Origin of the sequence: Cupriavidus alkaliphilus (genome assembly GCF_900094595.1) — a bacterium.
Classification (GTDB): Bacteria; Pseudomonadota; Gammaproteobacteria; order Burkholderiales; family Burkholderiaceae; genus Cupriavidus; species Cupriavidus alkaliphilus.
In genome coordinates, this window is record NZ_FMAD01000004.1 from 225,948 (window position 1) to 243,504 (window position 17,557).

15 protein-coding genes are annotated in these 17,557 nt (G+C 68.2%); 11 read left to right on the forward strand and 4 right to left on the reverse strand.

Annotated elements, in window-relative coordinates; translation table 11 throughout:
• Positions 1–32: 32 nt before the first annotated feature.
• The 9 genes from GA0116996_RS10395 (at position 33) to GA0116996_RS10435 (ending at position 12,573) form a co-directional block, all read left to right on the forward strand.
• On the forward strand, positions 33–1,166 hold the full coding sequence (locus GA0116996_RS10395) for a 2-aminoethylphosphonate--pyruvate transaminase (protein WP_092310345.1): 1,134 nt from the start codon (positions 33–35) through the stop codon (positions 1,164–1,166).
• Between the two features lie 121 nt (positions 1,167–1,287).
• Positions 1,288–2,139, forward strand: a complete 852-nt coding sequence (locus GA0116996_RS10400; RefSeq protein ID WP_092310348.1) for an EamA family transporter — start codon at positions 1,288–1,290, stop codon at positions 2,137–2,139.
• 98 nt (positions 2,140–2,237) lie between these two features.
• Positions 2,238–4,718, forward strand: coding sequence for a GcvT family protein (locus GA0116996_RS10405; RefSeq protein WP_092310351.1), 2,481 nt, complete (start codon positions 2,238–2,240; stop codon positions 4,716–4,718).
• 331 nt (positions 4,719–5,049) lie between these two features.
• Positions 5,050–7,893, forward strand: a complete 2,844-nt coding sequence (locus GA0116996_RS10410; protein ID WP_092310354.1) for a xanthine dehydrogenase family protein molybdopterin-binding subunit — start codon at positions 5,050–5,052, stop codon at positions 7,891–7,893.
• Positions 7,890–8,450 (forward strand): (2Fe-2S)-binding protein, encoded by a 561-nt coding sequence (locus tag GA0116996_RS10415; RefSeq protein ID WP_092310357.1) that lies wholly within the window; start codon positions 7,890–7,892, stop codon positions 8,448–8,450. Before GA0116996_RS10410 ends, GA0116996_RS10415 begins: the two co-directional genes overlap by 4 nt.
• Complete coding sequence (locus tag GA0116996_RS10420) at positions 8,450–9,733, forward strand: cytochrome c (protein ID WP_092310360.1); 1,284 nt, start codon at positions 8,450–8,452, stop codon at positions 9,731–9,733. Before GA0116996_RS10415 ends, GA0116996_RS10420 begins: the two co-directional genes overlap by 1 nt.
• Before the next feature lie 320 nt (positions 9,734–10,053).
• On the forward strand, positions 10,054–11,574 hold the full coding sequence (gene adh, locus GA0116996_RS10425) for an aldehyde dehydrogenase (RefSeq protein WP_092310363.1): 1,521 nt from the start codon (positions 10,054–10,056) through the stop codon (positions 11,572–11,574).
• A gap of 2 nt (positions 11,575–11,576) precedes the next feature.
• On the forward strand, positions 11,577–11,978 hold the full coding sequence (locus GA0116996_RS10430; protein WP_092310366.1) for a DUF779 domain-containing protein: 402 nt from the start codon (positions 11,577–11,579) through the stop codon (positions 11,976–11,978).
• A 409-nt stretch (positions 11,979–12,387) separates the two neighbouring features.
• Positions 12,388–12,573, forward strand: a complete 186-nt coding sequence (locus tag GA0116996_RS10435) for a DUF1484 family protein (protein ID WP_221221412.1) — start codon at positions 12,388–12,390, stop codon at positions 12,571–12,573.
• Between the two features lie 673 nt (positions 12,574–13,246).
• Here GA0116996_RS10435 and GA0116996_RS10440 read toward each other — a convergent pair.
• The 3 genes from GA0116996_RS10440 to GA0116996_RS27950 form a co-directional block, all read right to left on the reverse strand.
• Positions 13,247–13,948 (reverse strand): DUF899 family protein, encoded by a 702-nt coding sequence (locus tag GA0116996_RS10440; protein WP_092310369.1) that lies wholly within the window; start codon positions 13,946–13,948, stop codon positions 13,247–13,249.
• 219 nt (positions 13,949–14,167) lie between these two features.
• Entirely contained in the window at positions 14,168–14,608 is a 441-nt protein-coding gene (locus tag GA0116996_RS10445; RefSeq protein ID WP_092310371.1) for a YciI family protein, read from the reverse strand.
• Positions 14,609–14,727: 119 nt separating this feature from the next.
• Positions 14,728–14,913 (reverse strand): hypothetical protein, encoded by a 186-nt coding sequence (locus tag GA0116996_RS27950; protein ID WP_141693725.1) that lies wholly within the window; start codon positions 14,911–14,913, stop codon positions 14,728–14,730.
• Positions 14,914–15,241: 328 nt separating this feature from the next.
• On the opposite strand from GA0116996_RS27950, the gene GA0116996_RS10450 reads away from it, so the two are divergent.
• Positions 15,242–15,703, forward strand: coding sequence for an ElaB/YgaM/YqjD family protein (locus GA0116996_RS10450; RefSeq protein WP_243419667.1), 462 nt, complete (start codon positions 15,242–15,244; stop codon positions 15,701–15,703).
• A gap of 43 nt (positions 15,704–15,746) precedes the next feature.
• Here GA0116996_RS10450 and GA0116996_RS10455 read toward each other — a convergent pair whose 3' ends face one another.
• Positions 15,747–16,718, reverse strand: coding sequence for a GlxA family transcriptional regulator (locus GA0116996_RS10455; RefSeq protein WP_092310374.1), 972 nt, complete (start codon positions 16,716–16,718; stop codon positions 15,747–15,749).
• Between the two features lie 204 nt (positions 16,719–16,922).
• Here GA0116996_RS10455 and GA0116996_RS10460 point away from each other — a divergent pair, with 204 nt between their 5' ends.
• Positions 16,923–17,531, forward strand: a complete 609-nt coding sequence (locus GA0116996_RS10460; RefSeq protein ID WP_092310377.1) for a cysteine hydrolase family protein — start codon at positions 16,923–16,925, stop codon at positions 17,529–17,531.
• Positions 17,532–17,557 lie beyond the last annotated feature (26 nt).

Below are 17,557 nucleotides of genomic sequence, written 5' to 3' on the forward strand. Positions count from 1 at the left end.
CATTTCCACTCCTTCCCAATCAGGAGCTCAACATGATTCGCGGCAATGACCCGATCCTTCTGACCCCCGGCCCCCTGACCACCTCGCTCGCCACCAAGCAGGCCATGCTGCGCGACTGGGGCTCGTGGGACGCCGCCTTCAACACCATCACGCGCAGCCTGTGCGACGACCTGGTGCGCATCGTCCACGGCGAAGGCACCCACGTCTGCGTGCCGATGCAGGGCAGCGGCACCTTCTCGGTGGAAGCGGCGATCGCCAACGTGGTGCCGCGCGACGGCAAGGTGCTGGTGCCGCAGAACGGCGCCTACTGCCAGCGCATCCTGAAGATCTGCAAGGTGCTCGGGCGCGCCAGCGTGGAACTGCCGATTCCGGAAGACCAGCCCGCCAGCGCCGCGCTGGTCGAGGAAGCGCTGCGGCGCGACCCGTCGATCACGCACGTGGCGCAGGTGCACTGCGAGACCGGCGCCGGCGTGCTCAACCCGCTGCAGGACATCGCCCTGCTGTGCCAGCGCCTGGGCAAGGGCCTGATCGTCGATGCCATGAGTTCGTTCGGCGCGCTCGAGATCGACGCGCGCACCATGCCGTTCGACGCGCTGGTGGCCGCCACCGGCAAGTGCATCGAGGGCGTGCCCGGCATGGGCTTCGTGCTGGTGAAGAAAGACGTGCTGGAAGCCAGCCAGGGCAACAGCCACTCGCTGGCGCTGGACCTCTATGACCAGTACGTCTACATGCAGAAGACCACGCAGTGGCGCTTCACGCCGCCGACGCACGTGGTGGCGGCATTCCGGGCCGCGCTGGACCAGTTCCTGGAAGAAGGCGGCCAGCCGGTGCGCGGCGCGCGCTATCGCCGCAACTGCGACACGCTGGTGCAGGGCATGGCGGCACTGGGCTTCCGCGCCTTCCTGCCGGCAGCGGTGCAGGCACCGATCATCGTCACCTTCCATGCGCCGGCGGATGCGCGCTATGACTTCAAGACCTTCTACGGCAAGGTGCGCGAGCGCGGCTACATCCTTTATCCGGGCAAGCTGACCCAGGTGGAGACCTTCCGCGTGGGCTGCATCGGCGCCATCGACGACAACGAGATGCGCAACGTGGTGACGGCGATCGGCGAGGTGCTGCGCGAGATGGGGATCGACATGCAGGCGCAGCTGGCGGAGGCGGCGTAGGTCAATTCCCTTCAACGCCCGGCAGCAAGCTCCCCTCTCCCGCCTGCGGGAGAGGGGAGCAAAGAAGCGGGTTCGGGAAACACCCTCGCGCACCAGCAGACCACAAGAACAACCTCTTTTCATGTCCCTCCCCCCCGATTTCCACGGCCTCGCCTTTGCCGCCGTGATGCTGTCGGCGCTGATGCATGCGTCGTGGAACGCCATCGTCAAGATCGGCGGCGACCGGCTGTCGTCGATGGCGCTGATCGACACCTTCTGCCTGCTGGTGGCGCTGCCCTTCCTGTTCCTGGTGCCCGTGCCGGCACCGCAGGTATGGCCGTTCCTGCTGGCCACGGTGGCGCTCGAGGTGGTCTACAAGCTGTCGCTGGTGGCCGCCTACAACCGCGGCGACTTCAGCCAGGCCTATCCGCTGATGCGCGGCTCGGCGCCGATGATGGTGGCCATCCTGCTGTTGCTGACCGGCAGCGAACGGCTGGGGCCGGGCGGCTATGCCGGCATCGCGCTGATCTGCTGCGGGCTGGTCAGCCTGGTGCACTGGCGCCGGCAGGCGCCCGACCTGCTCGGCTTCGCGCTGCTGGCGGGGGCCTGCCTGGCGGGCGGCACCGTGATCGACGGCACCGCGGTCAAGCGCCATGGCGAGGTCCTGACCTACATCGTCTGGCTGCAGGCGATGTCGCATGTGTTCATGCCCGGCTATGCCTTTGCCCGCCGCGGCACGGCACTGCTGGCGCTGCTGCGCACGGAATGGAAGCGCGCCGGCATCGGCGGCATCAATCGCGTGGGCTCGTATGCGCTGATGCTGTGGGCCATGACCATGGCGCCGGTGGCCAAGCTGGCGGCGCTGCGCGAGTCGAGCGTGATCTTCGCCGCGCTGCTGGGGCACTTCCTGCTGCGCGAGGCCTTCGACCGGCGCCGCGTGGTGGCGACCGCGCTGGTGCTGCTGGGCATCGTCACGCTGCAACTGGCGCGCTGAGCACTGACGGAACTGTTGCATTTTGCGTTGTTTATTGGCGTTTTGTGGCATACCATGGCAGGTATCCCCCACCGCCCTCGCCCCGCGCGTTGAACACCATGTCCATCCCGTCCCAAACCCGCGTCGTCATCATCGGCGGCGGCATCATCGGCTGCAGCGTTGCCTACCACCTGACCCGGCTCGGCTGGACCGACGTGGTGCTGCTGGAGCAAGGCCAGCTGTCGTGCGGCACCACCTGGCACGCCGCCGGGCTGGTCGGCCAGCTGCGCTCGCAGGAAAGCATGACCCGGCTGATCCGCTATTCCACCCAGCTCTACAGCGAACTGGAAGCGGAAACCGGCCTCGGCACCGGCTGGAAGCAATGCGGCTCGCTGTCGGTCGCGCGCACCGCCGAGCGCATGACGCAATTGCGCCGCACCGCCGCGGTGGCGCGCGCCTATGGGGTGGAATGCGAGGTGATCTCGCCCGCGCAGGCCGGCGAGCTCTGGCCGGTGATGCGCACCGACGACCTGCTCGGCGCGGTCTGGCTGCCGGGCGACGGCAAGGCCAACCCGACCGACCTGACCCAGGCGCTGGCGCGCGGCGCGCGCAGCCGCGGCGCAAGGATTGCGCAGGACACCAGGATCACCGCGGTCCATGCCCGCGATGGCCGCGCCACCGGCGTCAGCTGGCGCAACAAGGCCGGCGACGAAGGCCGCATCGAAGCCGAGATCGTGGTCAATTGCGCGGGGCAGTGGGCACGGCAGGTGGGGCAGATGTGCGGCGTGACCGTGCCGCTGCATTCGGCCGAGCACTACTACATCGTCACCGAGCGCATTGCCGGCGTACACCCCGACCTGCCGGTGATGCGCGACCCCGATGGCTTCATCTACTTCAAGGAGGAAGTCGGCGGGCTGGTGATGGGCGGCTTCGAGCCGGACGCCAAGCCCTGGGGCATGCAGGGCATTCCCGAGCCGTTCGAATTCCAGCTGCTGCCGGATGACTGGGACCAGTTCCAGATCCTGATGGAAAACGCTCTGGTGCGCGTGCCGGCGCTGGAAACGGCGCAGGTCAAGCAGTTCTACAACGGCCCCGAATCGTTCACCCCGGACAACAACTTCATCCTGGGCGAGGCGCCGGAGCTGCGCAATTTCTACGTCGGCGCGGGCTTCAACTCGATGGGCATCGCCTCGGCCGGCGGCGCCGGCATGGCGCTGGCCGAATGGATCGTCGCGGGCGAGCCCACCATGGACCTGTGGCCGGTCGATATCCGCCGCTTCGCCGGCTTCAACGGCAACCAGAGCTGGCTGCACGACCGCGTCAAGGAAACGCTCGGGCTGCATTACGCGATGCCGTGGCCGAACCGCGAACTGGAGACCGCGCGGCCGTTCCGCCGTTCCCCGCTGTATGCGCACCTGCGCGACGCCGGCGCCAATTTCGGCAGCAAGATGGGCTGGGAGCGGCCCAACTTCTTCGCGCCGCCGGGCACATCGCCGCAGATCGAATACGCCTTCGGCCAGCAGAACTGGCTGCCGTGGAGCGGCGCCGAGCACCGTGCCTGCCGCGAGGGCGTGGCGCTGTTCGACATGAGCTCGTTCTCCAAGTACCTGGTCAAGGGCGCCGATGCCGAGGCGGTGCTGCAGTCCGTGATGAGCAACGACGTGGCGGTGCCGCCCGGACAGAGCGTCTACACCGCGATGCTCAACGAGCGCGGCACCTATGAGTCCGACCTGACCGTGACGCGGCTGGCGCGCGACCAGTACCTGGTGGTGACCGGGTCGGCGCAGACCACGCGCGACTTCAGCTATATCGAGCGGCTGATCCCCGGGGACCAGCGCTGCGTGATCGTCGACGTCACCGGCCAGTACGCGGTGCTGGCGGTAATGGGGCCGCGCTCGCGCGAGCTGCTGCAGAAGGTGTCGCGCGCGGATTTCTCCAACCAGGGCTTTCCCTTCGGCAGTTCGCGCGAGATCGACCTCGGCTACGCCACCGTGCGCGCGACGCGGCTGACCTACGTCGGCGAGCTGGGGTGGGAACTATACGTGCCGGTGGAATTCGCGGTGGGCGTGTACGAGACCCTGCATGAGGCCGGCCGCACGCTCGGCCTGGTCAACGCCGGCTACTACGCGATCGAGTCGCTGCGGCTGGAAAAGGGCTACCGCGCCTGGGGCCGCGAGCTGTCGCCGTCGGTCAACCCGTTCGAGGCGGGACTGTCGTTCGCCTGCAAGCTGGCCAGCGGCATCGACTTCCGCGGGCGTGAAGCGCTGCTGCAACTGCGCCAGGCGGGCGCGCCCACGCGACGCATGGTGGTGGTGACGGTGGATGGCGCCAGCGACGCCATGCTGTGGGGCGGCGAGGCCGTGCTGCGCACCGGCCCCGACGGCAGCGTGCGCGCGGTGGGATCGCTCAGTTCCGCCGCCTTCGGCCATACGCTCGGCTGCCCGGTCGGCATGGCGCTGCTGGCGCGCGAGGACGGGCCGGCCGATGCGGCATGGCTGGAAGCCGGCAGCTACCACGTCGACCTCGCCGGCGCCCTGCTGCCCGCGCGCGTGCACCTGCGCGCGCCCTACGATCCGGCCTCGGCGCGCCCGAAGGCCTGAACGCAAGGGGCCCGAACGAAAAGCCGGCAGGGACTATTCGCGCCGGCTGATAACCACTATTCAAGGCCCTGCCTTGAGGTAAACCCTAGGCCACGGCGACAATCGCGGGGTCAGCGCAGCCGTTCAGCGCCAGGACCATGACAACCATGCCCCGCCCCGATTCACCCGCGCCGCAGCCGTAGTGACTGGCGGCTCGCCATGCCCTGCAGCGGCCGCACCATCGCGGCCGCGCTCCCTGAACACCTGAACCGTATCCGCGCCAGCCCCAGGGGCTGGCCCGCGGATGGCTGCCCCCTTGCCGCGACATCTTGCGCAATCCCCAAGGAAATCCATGCCCAGCTTCAACCCTTCACGACGCACCTTTCTCAAAGCCAGCGTCGTGGCCGGGGTGTCGGTCTATATCGCACCCATCGGCGGCAAGGCTTTCGCGGCCTTGTTCGAAGACAAGATCCTGACCCCCGTGCAGTGGGACGCCAAGGCCGGCGCCCCCAGGTTCCGCATCGACGGCATCGCCAAGGTCACCGGCGCCAAGGTGTTTGCGCGCGATATCCGCTCGCGCGACATGCCGCACTGGCCGCAACAGCAGTCGCACGCCTTTATCCTGCGCGCAACCCAGGCCGACCGCCTCTATACCGGCTTCGACCTCGGCGTGCTGGGCGACGAACTCAAGCCCGACCGCGTCGTCACCGCCGACGACCTGGCCCGCGACGGCGTCGCCTTCCCCGCCTTCTACGGCGACGACATGCTGCTGCCCGCCGGCAAGACGCCGGCCTACCTGGGCCATGCGGTAGCGATCCTGATCTACCACGACTTCGCGCGCTTCCGCTTTGCCAAGGACAAGCTCAAGTTCCGCGACGACGTGATCCGCTATGGCGCGAAGACCGGCCCGCTGGAGCGCGATCCGTGGGGCACCTTCCGCTTCGTGCGCGTGGGCGGCGCCACACCCTACGCGGACGACGTGTTCTCCAGCCTGAAGCATGCGCTGGTGTTCCCCAGCATGATGCGCAAGCACGAGCCGGTCTGGCCGGACGGCAAGGACCACGGCCAGCTCGGCGAACAGGGCATGCACCACGCCGCGCGGATCCGCGCGCAACTGGCAAAGCCGTCCGACGACTGGCTGGTGCTGGAGCGCGAGTACAACTCGCAGTCGGCCGACACCGCCGCGCTCGAGCCCGACAACGCCAACTGCTGGTACGACGCCGCCGCGCAGGCGCTGCACATGGTGGTGCCGACGCAAGGGCCGAACGAGGTCGCCGAAAGCGTGGCCGAGTTGCTGGCGAAGGCCAGGGGCGCGTTCCCGGTGAAGCAGGTATTCCTGCACCCGTGCTACACGGTCGGCTACGGCTCCAAGGACCACTACAACTTCCCGTTCTATGGCCTGGTCGCGGCGCTGTACGCCGACGGCAAGCCGGTGCGGCTGGCCAACGACCGCTACGAGCAGTTCCAGACCTCGATCAAGCGCCACGCCTTCAGGATGCGCTACCGCATTGCCGTAGACCGCAAGACCGGCCTGTTCCAGGCCTTCCAGGGCGACCTGCAGGCCAACGGCGGCGGGCGCTCCAACTTTTCGCCGTCGGTGGCGATGGTCGGCGCCACGGCGGCGCAATCGATCTATTACTTCCCGAACAACGACCTCACCGCCGTGGCGATCGCCTCGCGCGCCGTCGACGCGGGCTCGGCGCGCGGCTACGGCACGCTGCAGAGCATGGCCGCGACCGAGATGATGGTCGACGAGTTCGCCGAGCAGCTCAAGCTCGACCCGATCGAGTTCCGTCTGAAGAACGCGCTGCGCTCGGGGATGAAGAACACGCAGGGCGCGATCCCCGCCGGCGCGATCCGCGTCGACGAGGTGCTGGAGGCGGCGAAGGCCTATCCGCTGTGGACCAACCGCGCCGGCAAGAAGGCGGAGTATGAAGCCGCCAACCCCGGCCGCCGCTATGGCGTGGGCTTTGCCTGCGTGCAGAAGGACTTCGGCACCGGCGCGGAAGCGTCGTTCGCCAAGGTCGAGCTGAAGGCCGACGGCAGCATCGTGCTGCATCACTCCGGCGCCGAGATCGGCACCGGCATGTCGACCTCGCAGGCCGCCGCGGTGGCGCGCTGGCTGGGCAAGCCGGCGGGCGAGGTGCGCACCTCCGTCACCGACTGGACCGACCTGCCGGTGACCACCTCCGGCGACCCCTACCTGATGAGCCAGGCCGAGCAGGACAGGCTGTCGGCCAATCCCCGCTGGTCGCCGGCCTATGCGTCGCCCGCCAGCGCCACCAACTCGGCTTACTACTTCACGCACAGCACGCGCGAGGCCGCCCGCGTGGTGTTCCTGCACGGCCTGTGGCCGGCGGCGATGGCGATCTGGAGCCAGGGCATCGGCGGCGGCCAGGCGGCCTCGCTGGTGGTGCGCGTGGAAGACGCGCGCTGGGTCGACGGCAAGCTCAGCGCCGGCGGCCTGCAGGCGCTGCCGTTCGAGCAGCTCGCAAGCAAGGCGCACGAGCTGGGGCTGGTGACCGGCGCCACCGTGCACGCCTTCAACCGCTGGCAATGGAGCGAAGCCGATTTCGACATCAACGGACACGCCACGCGCCTGCCGGTGGACGGCTTGTCGGTGCGCTACGGCGATGGCGCCAATGGCATCGATCTCGCGCGCAAGGCGCGCATGCGCACCCCCGGCGGCTGGCATGTGCTCGATCGCAACAAGGTCTATATCGCGTCCACGCAGCGCAACAACGCCGCGGTGACCTACTACAGCGCGGTGGGCACCTTCGTCGAGCTGTCGGTGCACGAGGCCAGCGGCAAGGTGGAAATCCTGTCGCACCACTCGATCATGGAATGCGGCACGCAGCTGTCGCCCCAGCTGGTGTCGGGCCAGCTGCAGGGCGGCATTGCCATGGGTATCGGCCACGCGCTGCATGAATACCTGCCGCTGTACGAGGACGGCCCCGGCAACGGCACCTGGAACTTCAACCGCTACCACCTGCCGCGCGCCAGCGACGTGGCGGTGTGGCGCCAGACCGGCACGGTGCTGCCGCCGGTCACGGAAACCGACCCGCCCAAGGGCATCGCCGAGGTGGTGATGATCCCGGTGGTGGGCGCCATCGTCAACGGCATCGCGCATGCCATCGGCCACCGCTTCACCGACCTGCCGGTGACGGCGGACAAGATCCAGGAGGTACTCGCATGAGCATCGCCACCCAACCCATCACGCTCAACATCAACGGCAAGGACGTCGGCCCCGTCGACGTGCCCGAAGGCCTGATGATGATCGATTTCCTGCACGAATACCTGGATCTGACCGGCTCGCGCCTGGGCTGTGGCCAGGGTATCTGCCACGCCTGCGTGGTCATCCACGACAAGCCGGACGGCACCAGCGAGGAAGTGCGCAGCTGCATCACCGGCGCGCACTGGTTCAACGGCCGCAAGGTGCGCACCGTGGAAGGCCACGGCAAGCGCAACGAGCAAGGCGAGGTGGTCGAGCTGACGCCGGTGCAGCAGAAGTTCCTGGAGCATTTCAGTTTCCAGTGCGGCTACTGCACGCCGGGCTTTGTCAACGGCGCCACCATCCTGGTGGAGCAGCTCAAGCGCAAGCCGGTGCCGAAGGACCAGGTCGAGGCCACCATCACCCAGGCGCTGGACGGCCATATCTGTCGCTGCACCGGCTACGTGCGCTACTACGAGGCGGTCAAGGCCGTGATCACCAGCACGCCGGGCCTGGTGCTGGACAGCGGGAGCGAAAAGTGATGCAGCGCACGCCCCTGATGATCGCCACGCGCGCCGCGCTGGCAGCGCTGACCGCGGCCGCGGTCATGGCCGGCTGCGGCAGCCGCACCGAAGCCATTGCCCCCGCCGCCGACCACGCCCCCAAGGCGCAGCTGTCAGCCGCCGAGCAGATCGCGCGCGGCCGCTACCTGGTGCGCGCCGCCGACTGCGCCGCCTGCCATACCGCGCCGCAGGGTGCGCCGTTCGCCGGCGGCGTGGAACTGGCCTCGCCCTTCGGCACCTTCTACGGCACCAACATCACGCCGGACAAGATCCACGGCATCGGCAACTGGAGCGCAGACGACTTCTACAAGGCGCTGCATGACGGCAAGGCGCCGGGCAAGCAGCTCTACCCGGCGATGCCGTACACCTCGTACCGCGGCCTGTCGCGCGCGGATTCGGATGCCATGTACGCCTACCTGATGCAGGTGAAGCCGGCCGCGGTGCCCAACCGCCCGCACGACCTGCAGTTCCCGTACAACCTGCGCTTCGCGCTGGCGGGCTGGAACCTGCTGTTCCTCGAGGACAAGCTGCCGGATGCTTCCAAGGGGAATTCGGCATCGTGGCAACGCGGCCGCTACCTGTCCAACGCGCTGGGCCACTGCGCCGAATGCCACACGCCGCGCGCGGCCTTCGGCCGGCTGGACCTGTCGAAGCCGCTGGCCGGCTCCGCGCTGGCGCGCGTCGGCGCGCCGGACATCACGCCCGCCGGCCTGGCCGCGCGCGGCTGGACCGCCGCCGACCTGCAGCAGTTCTTCGCCACCGGCATCGCGCCGCAAGGCTCGGCTTTCGGCGAGATGTACCCGGTGGTGCATCTGAGCAGCCAGTACCTGAACCAGGCCGACCTGGCCGCGATGACCACCTACCTGCTCGGCGACCAGCCGCCCGCGCCGCAGCCGGTCAAGGCCGTGAGCGCCGACGCCGCGCAACTGGCACCGGGCCGCCGCCACTACGTCGCCGTCTGCGCCGGCTGCCACGGCCGCGAGGGTGAAGGCAAGCCGCACGTGGCGGTGTCGATGGCCGGCAACTCGACGGTGCGCAACGCCGACGCGCGCAACCTGATCGTGTCGATGCTCGATGGGATCGGGGCGCAGCGCTTTCCGGGCGTGGAGGCGATGCAGGAAATGCCGGGCTTTGCCGACCGCATGAGCGACGAGGAGCTGGCGCAGCTGGCCAACTACCTGCGTGCGACGTGGGGTGGGCAGCCGGCCGATGTGAAGCCGGGCGATGTGAAGGCGCTGCGCGCGGCCGGTCCGGGGCATTAAGGCCTGCCTGCGGCGCCCAATCATCCGCCGGTTTGCTCCCCTCTCCCACTTCGCGGGAGAGGGGAGCGATTGCGAAGGCTGACAGCAAGCGCCAACGCTGTCGCTTAACAAACCTCGTCCCCCGACTGTTCCAATCTGGGACACCCGCTGTCACGCGCTGGCACACCTCACCCGACTCCGCGGCCAGATCTTCGGGCCCCTCCCCGCTTTTCCGCCTTTTTCGCACCCCGGCACATCCCGGCACACCTCTTGCGATCTGCTCCCGTGCGCACGGCCCACGCCGTGACGGCACCACACAGATCAATCGAACGGAGCGAGACATGAACATGGCGGAAATCGCCCAGCTGGGCGTCAGCAACCCCTACAAGCAGCAGTACGACAACTACATCGGCGGCCAGTGGGTGCCGCCCGCCGGGGGCGAATACTTCGAGTCCATCACGCCGATCACCGGCAAGCCGTTCACGCGCGTGCCGCGCTCGAACCAGCAGGACGTCGACGCCGCGCTGGACGCCGCGCACGCCGCCAAGGCCGCGTGGGCGCGCACCTCCACCACCGAGCGCGCCAATATCCTGAACCGCATCGCGGATCGCATCGAGGCCAACCTCAAGCTGCTGGCCGTGGCGGAGAGCATCGACAACGGCAAGCCGGTGCGCGAGACCACCGCCGCCGACCTGCCGCTGGCGGTGGACCACTTCCGCTACTTCGCGGGCTGCATCCGCGCGCAGGAAGGCGGCATTTCCGAGATCGACGGCGACACCATCGCTTACCATTTCCATGAACCGCTGGGCGTAGTCGGCCAGATCATCCCGTGGAACTTCCCGCTGCTGATGGCTACCTGGAAGCTGGCGCCGGCGCTGGCTGCCGGCAACTGCGTGGTGCTGAAGCCGGCCGAGCAGACGCCGGCGTCGATCCTGGTGCTGATGGAGGTGATCGGCGACCTGCTGCCGCCGGGAGTGGTCAACGTGATCAACGGCTTCGGCCTGGAGGCCGGCAAGCCGCTGGCATCGAGCCCGCGCATCAGCAAGGTGGCATTCACCGGCGAGACCACCACCGGCCGGCTGATCATGCAGTACGCCTCGCAGAACCTGATCCCGGTCACGCTGGAACTGGGCGGCAAGTCGCCCAACATCTTCTTCGAAGACGTGCTCGCCGCCGACGACGCCTTCTTCGACAAGGCGCTGGAAGGCTTCGCCATGTTCGCGCTGAACCAGGGCGAGGTCTGCACCTGCCCGTCGCGCGCGCTGATCCAGGAATCGATCTACGACCGCTTCATGGAACGCGCGCTCAAGCGCGTCGCCGCGATCCGCCAGGGCCATCCGCTCGACACCGGCACCATGATCGGCGCGCAGGCGTCGGCCGAGCAGCTGGAGAAGATCCTGTCGTACATCGACCTGGGCCGCAAGGAAGGCGCGCAGTGCCTTGCCGGCGGCGAGCGCAACGTGCTCGACGGCGACCTGTCCGGCGGCTACTACGTCAAGCCGACCGTGTTCGCGGGCCACAACAAGATGCGCATCTTCCAGGAAGAGATCTTCGGCCCGGTGGTCTCGGTCACCACCTTCAAGGATGAGGAAGAGGCGCTGGCCATTGCCAACGACACGCTCTATGGCCTCGGCGCCGGGGTCTGGACGCGCGACGGCGCACGCGCGTTCCGCATGGGCCGCGGCATCCAGGCCGGGCGTGTGTGGACCAACTGCTACCACGCCTATCCGGCCCATGCCGCGTTCGGCGGCTACAAGCAGTCCGGCATCGGCCGCGAGAATCACCGCATGATGCTCGACCACTACCAGCAGACCAAGAACCTGCTGGTGAGCTACAGCCCCAACGCGCTCGGGTTCTTCTGACCATGGCAAACCCGGGCACCGCGCCGGCCGCGCCGCCGGTCGAGCGCGTGGTGGCAACGCCGGCCGCGCTGGCGCTGATTGCCGAGCTGGCCGCGCGGCACGGCGCGCTGATGTTCCACCAGTCGGGCGGCTGCTGCGACGGCAGCGCGCCGATGTGCTATCCCGCCGGCGAGCTGCTGGTGGGCCCGGGCGATGTCTGCCTGGGCCAGATCGGCGGCGCCGCGTTCTACATGACGCGCGCGCAGTTCGAGTACTGGCGCCACACGCGGCTGGTGATCGACGTGGTGCCGGGCGCGGGCGGGATGTTCTCGCTGGAGGGGCGCACGGGCAAACGGTTCCTGACGCGCTCCGAGCTGTTCAGCGACGCAGAGGCGGCGTGGCTGGCGGCGCAGCCGGAACTGTGATGCGGCGATGGCGTGGGGAGTTGCAAGCAGGTCGGATCGCTGTTGCCATCGCATTTCGGGGTTCAGCGATTTCCCACGCACCAGCGTTTGCGGCAAGCTTCGCCCGCCTGTTCGGAATGCGACAAGTCTTATCGCCTGCCTGACTTCGGAAGGGAATACTGGGTACGTCATCGGGTTGCCGGTGACCGGGCGTGGAAACCCGCGGAGCAGATCAAGGACAGGCGTTGTGCTTTCACACGACAACGCCTGTGCTCGCATGGACAGGCTGACTTCCATGGCGGGCCACGCGAGGCAGCCGCAAGGCTGGCCGGGTTCTTCCTTGATCTCGCCGGGTTTCCACCCTCGCTGTATGGCCCGCCACCCTCACTTTCAATTGTGTGGGTGTGGCTTAACCTGGAAGGAGTCAATCATGACGGTCGATGCGATCGAAGCCAATGTGTGTCTGAACGAAGTGCGCGCCGGGATAGAGGGCGTGCTGGTATTGCTGGAGCAGCAGAGTGTTCGGTCGGATGCCTGCTTTAGCGCCCTTTGTCTGCTGGAGTTGGTGAAGGCTAAGTTGGATGCGTTGATGGCAGAAGGGCCCCTGGCTGCGTAGATGGCGGATCTCGCTTGAGGCCGTTGGCACGTGCGGTTGGGTGTCGTGCTTGGCGGGCGGGGCTGTTTCGCCGGCGTAGCCGGCGACCTACTTCTTGGCCGAGCGCCAAGAAGTAGGCAAGAAACGCGTCGCCTGTGCGGCTGGCAATCAATTCCGCGGCGTGGGTGGTTCGAGCGGTGGTGATTTCCGTTTGGCGTGGGTGCTCGTTCGAACCTGCTAACGCTATGTGAGTCAGGGGCGGTGCCTTCGATCACCCACTTTTGAACGATCCCAACAGGGTGTAGGCAGCCTGCTGCTGGCGCTATCGGTGGGACGCCTTCGGCTGCGCTGCGCGCGCTCCCTATCTCAGGTCTTGGGCACTGGCACGGAGTGCGTCGCTGCGCTCGCATGGCGTTGTCGCGTGCGAGCCCAAGGGTCCTTCTCTCTCGCTTGTTTGCTCCCCTGTCCTGCTTGCGGGAGAGGGGCGGGGGTGAGGGCCGGCGCATCAACGAAGTCTAGGTCTGAACTCACCACCATCCTCCCGCATGAAAATTATCGCTGTCGGTCCGGCCAGCTTGATCCGAAATACGGGAAACCCATTACTGCCAATCGGCCAAAAAGTAGGTCGCCGGCTGCGCCGGCGAAACAGCCACGCCTGCCAAGCACAACACCCAGCCGCACACCACAATCAAAATTACTCCCCATACTCCAACTCCGGATACCAATCGCCCCTTCCCTCCGGCGTGGTATCCAGCAACGTCCACAACGCATCCAGGTCCGGCGCCCCGCGCGGATCCTGCCCCGGATCGCACGTCAACGCATACATCTCGCTACTCCAGAAATGCCGGACCTTGCCATCACGCCGCGAAAAGACCGTATATCCCGGCACGTCCGCGTCCTCCGCGCTCACGTAGTCGCGAGTGAAATCGCCATCCACATCCGCATACACCTTTAGCTGCGTCCAACCCCGCGCCCGCTTGGCCGCGACCAGTCGATCGATCGGCGAGCGCGCCACCATCGCCAGTGCCGCGCGCTGCTCGATATCCGCAACCTTGTGGTCCCAGCCGGCCATGATGGACGTGCACATCGGACAAGGCTGCTGCCGTTGCGGCCCGAACATATAGCTGTAGACCACCAGCGTATCCTTGCCGGCGAACAGGTCTTCGAGCGTTACCGGCCCGTGCTCGCCCTGGAACGTATAACGCTTCGTCACTTCGCCGCCGGGTGGCAAGGCGCGGCGCTGTGCGGCCACGCGTTCGATGTGCCGCCGCAATTCGATTTCTTCCGCCAGCAAGGCGTTGCGCGCCTCGCGGTACGCCGCGCTCTCATTGGGAAAATGGACGGGATTCTGCCGGGCCAGTTCGGTCGACGGAACCAGCTTTGCCGTGGTGTTCATGTCAGTCCTCCTGGAAAATCGCGTGCCGGGGGCGCGGCCCTCGCCATGCGGCGATGACCGCTACACACGCCTGTCCTGTTTCGTTCCCGCGCGGCGCGAATCGTTCCGGCGGATGTTCCGGCGGATGGCCGCATGTTTGCATCGCTGCGAGGTCCATCCAGCACAAACGGCGGATCACACACGCGTGTGATCCGCCGTCTGGTTCCGCGTAACGCTGATTCAGCCTTGCTGGGACCGGGCCGCGCGCGCGGCCTGCTCGCGCAGCCGCTCTTCCTGCTCCCGGAGCTCCGGCGTCAGTTCCGCGCCAAAGTCCTCAAGCTCGAACAATGGCCGGATCTCGATGTCGGATTCGCCTTCCATGGGATTGGGACAACGCTTGACCCATTCCACCGCCTCGTCCATCGACTTGACTTGCCACAGCCAGAAACCGGCAACGAGCTCTTCCGGCTGCGCGAAGGGCCCATCGGTCACGGTGCGCTGGCTGCCCGCGAAGCGCACGCGCTTGCCCTTTGCGCTGGGCTGCAGCCCCTCGCCCGCCAGCATGATGCCGGCCTTGACCAGTTCTTCGTTGAAGTTGCCCATCGCTGCCAGCAGCTCGGTGCCGGGCATCTTGCCCGCTTCCGAATCGGTGGTTGCCTTGACGATCACCATTACACGCATCGACATGTCTCCTCAGGTGCATGTGTGGCAACACGCGCGCGCCGGGTGGCGCGCGCCACGCTCCTTCAGGCAGGGCGCGCCGCACACCCGGTCAAGCATAGACGCTATGGCTATAGACGCTATTGCTGCATCGACCACGACGACTGGCGCCGGCGCAAGTCTTCCTGGCCCGGCTGGCGCGGCGGCTTGCCGAGATCGTCATCGTGCCGGGGCGGCAGCTGCTCTTCGCTTTCACGCGAGGGATTTGCCGGCGGCACCTCGGGTAGGTTCGGCCCCTCATCCGGCCGTGGAATCTGATGTGCCATGATGCCCTCCTGCTTGCAAAGTGCGACACCCCTGACGATGCAACCGCCATGCCAACCCGCGGCACGCGGCTTTGTGCGCGCGAGCGATCCCACCGGCCGCGCCACCATGCGCCGGCTGCACCCCCGCGCAATCTCGGCGCGCAAATCTGCCTGACTTTGTAATGCGGCACGCGGGCGCGCTGCCGGTGCGCCGCGGTGGCGCCACCTCCGGCATGGCGCGCGGCGCGTCGCGCGAACAGTCATCGCCGGGCACGAAAGGTGCACCGGCCACCCGTGGCGCACTGGGGCCGCCCCTGTGCGCCCGGATACTTCACTGCGGAGGCGCACCATGGAACAAACGGAAACGACAAGCACCCCCACCAGCACATCGGGCCTGCGGCAGCAGGAGACACGCATGTCTTCGGCATCAGGTTCGGAGACGCGCAGCGGCGCGTCGTGGCGGGATACGCCGGAACGATCATCGGCATCGCAAGACCTGGCGCGCGAGCTCGACCGCCTGATCGATCGCCTGCCGACATTGTCCGGCGACAACCTCGAGCAGGCCAAGGCGGAGTTCGTCGAACTTGCCGCGAAGTCGGGCAGCGCGGCGACGGAAATCGCGGCGAAATCCGCGGACGTTGCCCGGCGCGTGAAGGGACGCGTCAAGAGCGAGTGGGAAACCGGACTGGAGCGCACGGAAACGTTCGTCCATGCCAACCCCGTGCGCGCGCTCGGGATGGCGCTGGGGATAGGGGTGGTGCTGGGCGCGCGGCTGTTCGGCGGTTCGCACCGGCATCATCGCGACATGTGAGCCGGCGCTGGCGCGCCCCCGGCGCGCCGGGAAGACTGGCGGCTCAGCCGGCGCGCCGGCGCGGCACCGCGGTGCCGAACTGCTTGCGGTAGGCCGACGGCGACACCGCCAGCGCCTGGGTGAAGTGCTGGCGCAGCGAAACCGCCGAGCCGAAGCCGACCAGCCCGGCCACGAGGTCGACGCCCTTGTCGGTGGTCTCCAGCAGGCGCCGCGCCGCGGTCAGGCGGTGGTTCAGCAGCCACTGCGTCACGGTGGTGCCGGTCTTCTCCTTGAAGCGCCGGGTGAAATTGCGCCGGCTCATGCCCGCCTTCTCGGCCAGCGTATCGAGCGTCAGCGGCTCGGCCAGGTGCGCGATGGCCCAGTCCAGCGTCAGGCTGAGCCGGTCGGCGCCGTCCGCCCGGGGCAGCGGATGCTCGATGTATTGCGCCTGGCCGCCGTGCCGGTGCGGGGCCACCACCATGCGGCGCGCCACCCGGTTGGCCACCTCGGCGCCATGGTCGCGCCGCACCAGGTGCAGGCAGCAGTCCAGCGCGGCGGCGGTGCCGGCCGAGGTCAGGATCGCGCCATCGTCGATATAGAGCGAATCGCGGTCGAGCCGCACCCGCGGGTAACGCTGCGCGAAATCGTCAGCCCAGGCCCAGTGGGTAGCGGCGGTGCGGCCGTCCAGCAGGCCGGCCTCGGCCACCACGAAGGTGCCCAGGCACAGGCCGGCAATGCGCGCGCCGCGCGCGCTGGCGGCCCGCAGCGCATCGAGCAGCGCTTGCGGCGCGCGCTCGCCCGGATCCCGCCACGCGGGCATGATCACGGTATCGGCCTGCGCCAGCACGGACAGGTCGTGTTCCACCTCGATGCGGAAACCTGACATGGTGGCAATCATTCCCGGCGTCTCCCCGCAGATCAGCAAGCGGTAACGCGGCACGCCGAGGCGGTCGAGGTCGTCGCCAAAGACAATGCAGGGCACGGACAGGTGGAAGGGGCTGATGCCTTCGAAGGCAATCACCGCGACGGTGTGCATCGCAATCTCGCTGGGTTGGGGGCGGTTTGATGGCTGGGCATGGCCACATTGCCATGGCTTGGCCCGATTCTATCGGATGTTGTCCATCGGGCCACTTCCGGCCCTGCCGGCGGCGCCGGAAACTACGCTCCATGCCGCGCCTGCGGCGAACGCAGCGGCTGCCACCGGCGCCGTCCACCTACTTCCCTGTCGACGAGGACCATCATGCACCATCCGACCCTACGCAGCATCGCCGGCGCGCCGGCCCGCACCGCCATCGACGCCGCCAGCACCGCCGTGCTGGTCATCGACTTCCAGAACGAGTATTTCAGCGGCAAGCTGCCGATCCCCGACGGCCCGGCCGCCCTTGGCAACGCGCGGCGCCTGGTCGACCACGCGGATGCCGCCGGCATGCCCGTGTTCCACATCCAGCATGTCACCCCGGCGGGCAGCCCGGTCTTCGCCGAACACGGCGCCACCGTGGCATTCCACGGCGACCTGCAGCCGGCGCCACACCACACCGTCGTGCAAAAGAGCTCGGTCAGCGCCTTCCCGACCACCGACCTGGACCAGCGCCTCAAGGCGGCCGGCATCAAGACCCTGATCATCACCGGGCTGATGACCCACGCCTGCGTCACCGGCGCGGCGCGCGACGCGGTGCCGCTGGGATACGGCGTGATCGTGGCGGCCGACGCCTCCGCCACGCGCGACCTGGATACCGCGGCCGGCACGGTGTCGCACCAGGACCTGCACCGCGCCGCGCTGGCCGCGCTCGACGACACCTTCGGCGATATCCTGACCACCGAGCAGGTGCTGAAGCTGCCAGTGGCCTGACCGGGCCGGGGCCCGCGCCGCAGGGC

Excerpts from the sequence above, each read along its gene's own strand:
- GA0116996_RS10395 (WP_092310345.1), top strand. The coding sequence starts at position 33 with ATGATTCGCGGCAATGACCCGATCCTTCTGACCCCCGGCCCCCTGACC.
- GA0116996_RS10400 (WP_092310348.1), top strand. The coding sequence starts at position 1,288 with ATGTCCCTCCCCCCCGATTTCCACGGCCTCGCCTTTGCCGCCGTGATG.
- GA0116996_RS10405 (WP_092310351.1), top strand. The coding sequence starts at position 2,238 with ATGTCCATCCCGTCCCAAACCCGCGTCGTCATCATCGGCGGCGGCATC.
- GA0116996_RS10410 (WP_092310354.1), top strand. The coding sequence starts at position 5,050 with ATGCCCAGCTTCAACCCTTCACGACGCACCTTTCTCAAAGCCAGCGTC.
- GA0116996_RS10415 (WP_092310357.1), top strand. The coding sequence starts at position 7,890 with ATGAGCATCGCCACCCAACCCATCACGCTCAACATCAACGGCAAGGAC.
- GA0116996_RS10420 (WP_092310360.1), top strand. The coding sequence starts at position 8,450 with ATGCAGCGCACGCCCCTGATGATCGCCACGCGCGCCGCGCTGGCAGCG.
- adh (WP_092310363.1), top strand. The coding sequence starts at position 10,054 with ATGAACATGGCGGAAATCGCCCAGCTGGGCGTCAGCAACCCCTACAAG.
- GA0116996_RS10430 (WP_092310366.1), top strand. The coding sequence starts at position 11,577 with ATGGCAAACCCGGGCACCGCGCCGGCCGCGCCGCCGGTCGAGCGCGTG.
- GA0116996_RS10435 (WP_221221412.1), top strand. The coding sequence starts at position 12,388 with ATGACGGTCGATGCGATCGAAGCCAATGTGTGTCTGAACGAAGTGCGC.
- GA0116996_RS10440 (WP_092310369.1), bottom strand. The coding sequence starts at position 13,948 with ATGAACACCACGGCAAAGCTGGTTCCGTCGACCGAACTGGCCCGGCAG.
- GA0116996_RS10445 (WP_092310371.1), bottom strand. The coding sequence starts at position 14,608 with ATGCGTGTAATGGTGATCGTCAAGGCAACCACCGATTCGGAAGCGGGC.
- GA0116996_RS27950 (WP_141693725.1), bottom strand. The coding sequence starts at position 14,913 with ATGGCACATCAGATTCCACGGCCGGATGAGGGGCCGAACCTACCCGAG.
- GA0116996_RS10450 (WP_243419667.1), top strand. The coding sequence starts at position 15,242 with ATGGAACAAACGGAAACGACAAGCACCCCCACCAGCACATCGGGCCTG.
- GA0116996_RS10455 (WP_092310374.1), bottom strand. The coding sequence starts at position 16,718 with ATGCACACCGTCGCGGTGATTGCCTTCGAAGGCATCAGCCCCTTCCAC.
- GA0116996_RS10460 (WP_092310377.1), top strand. The coding sequence starts at position 16,923 with ATGCACCATCCGACCCTACGCAGCATCGCCGGCGCGCCGGCCCGCACC.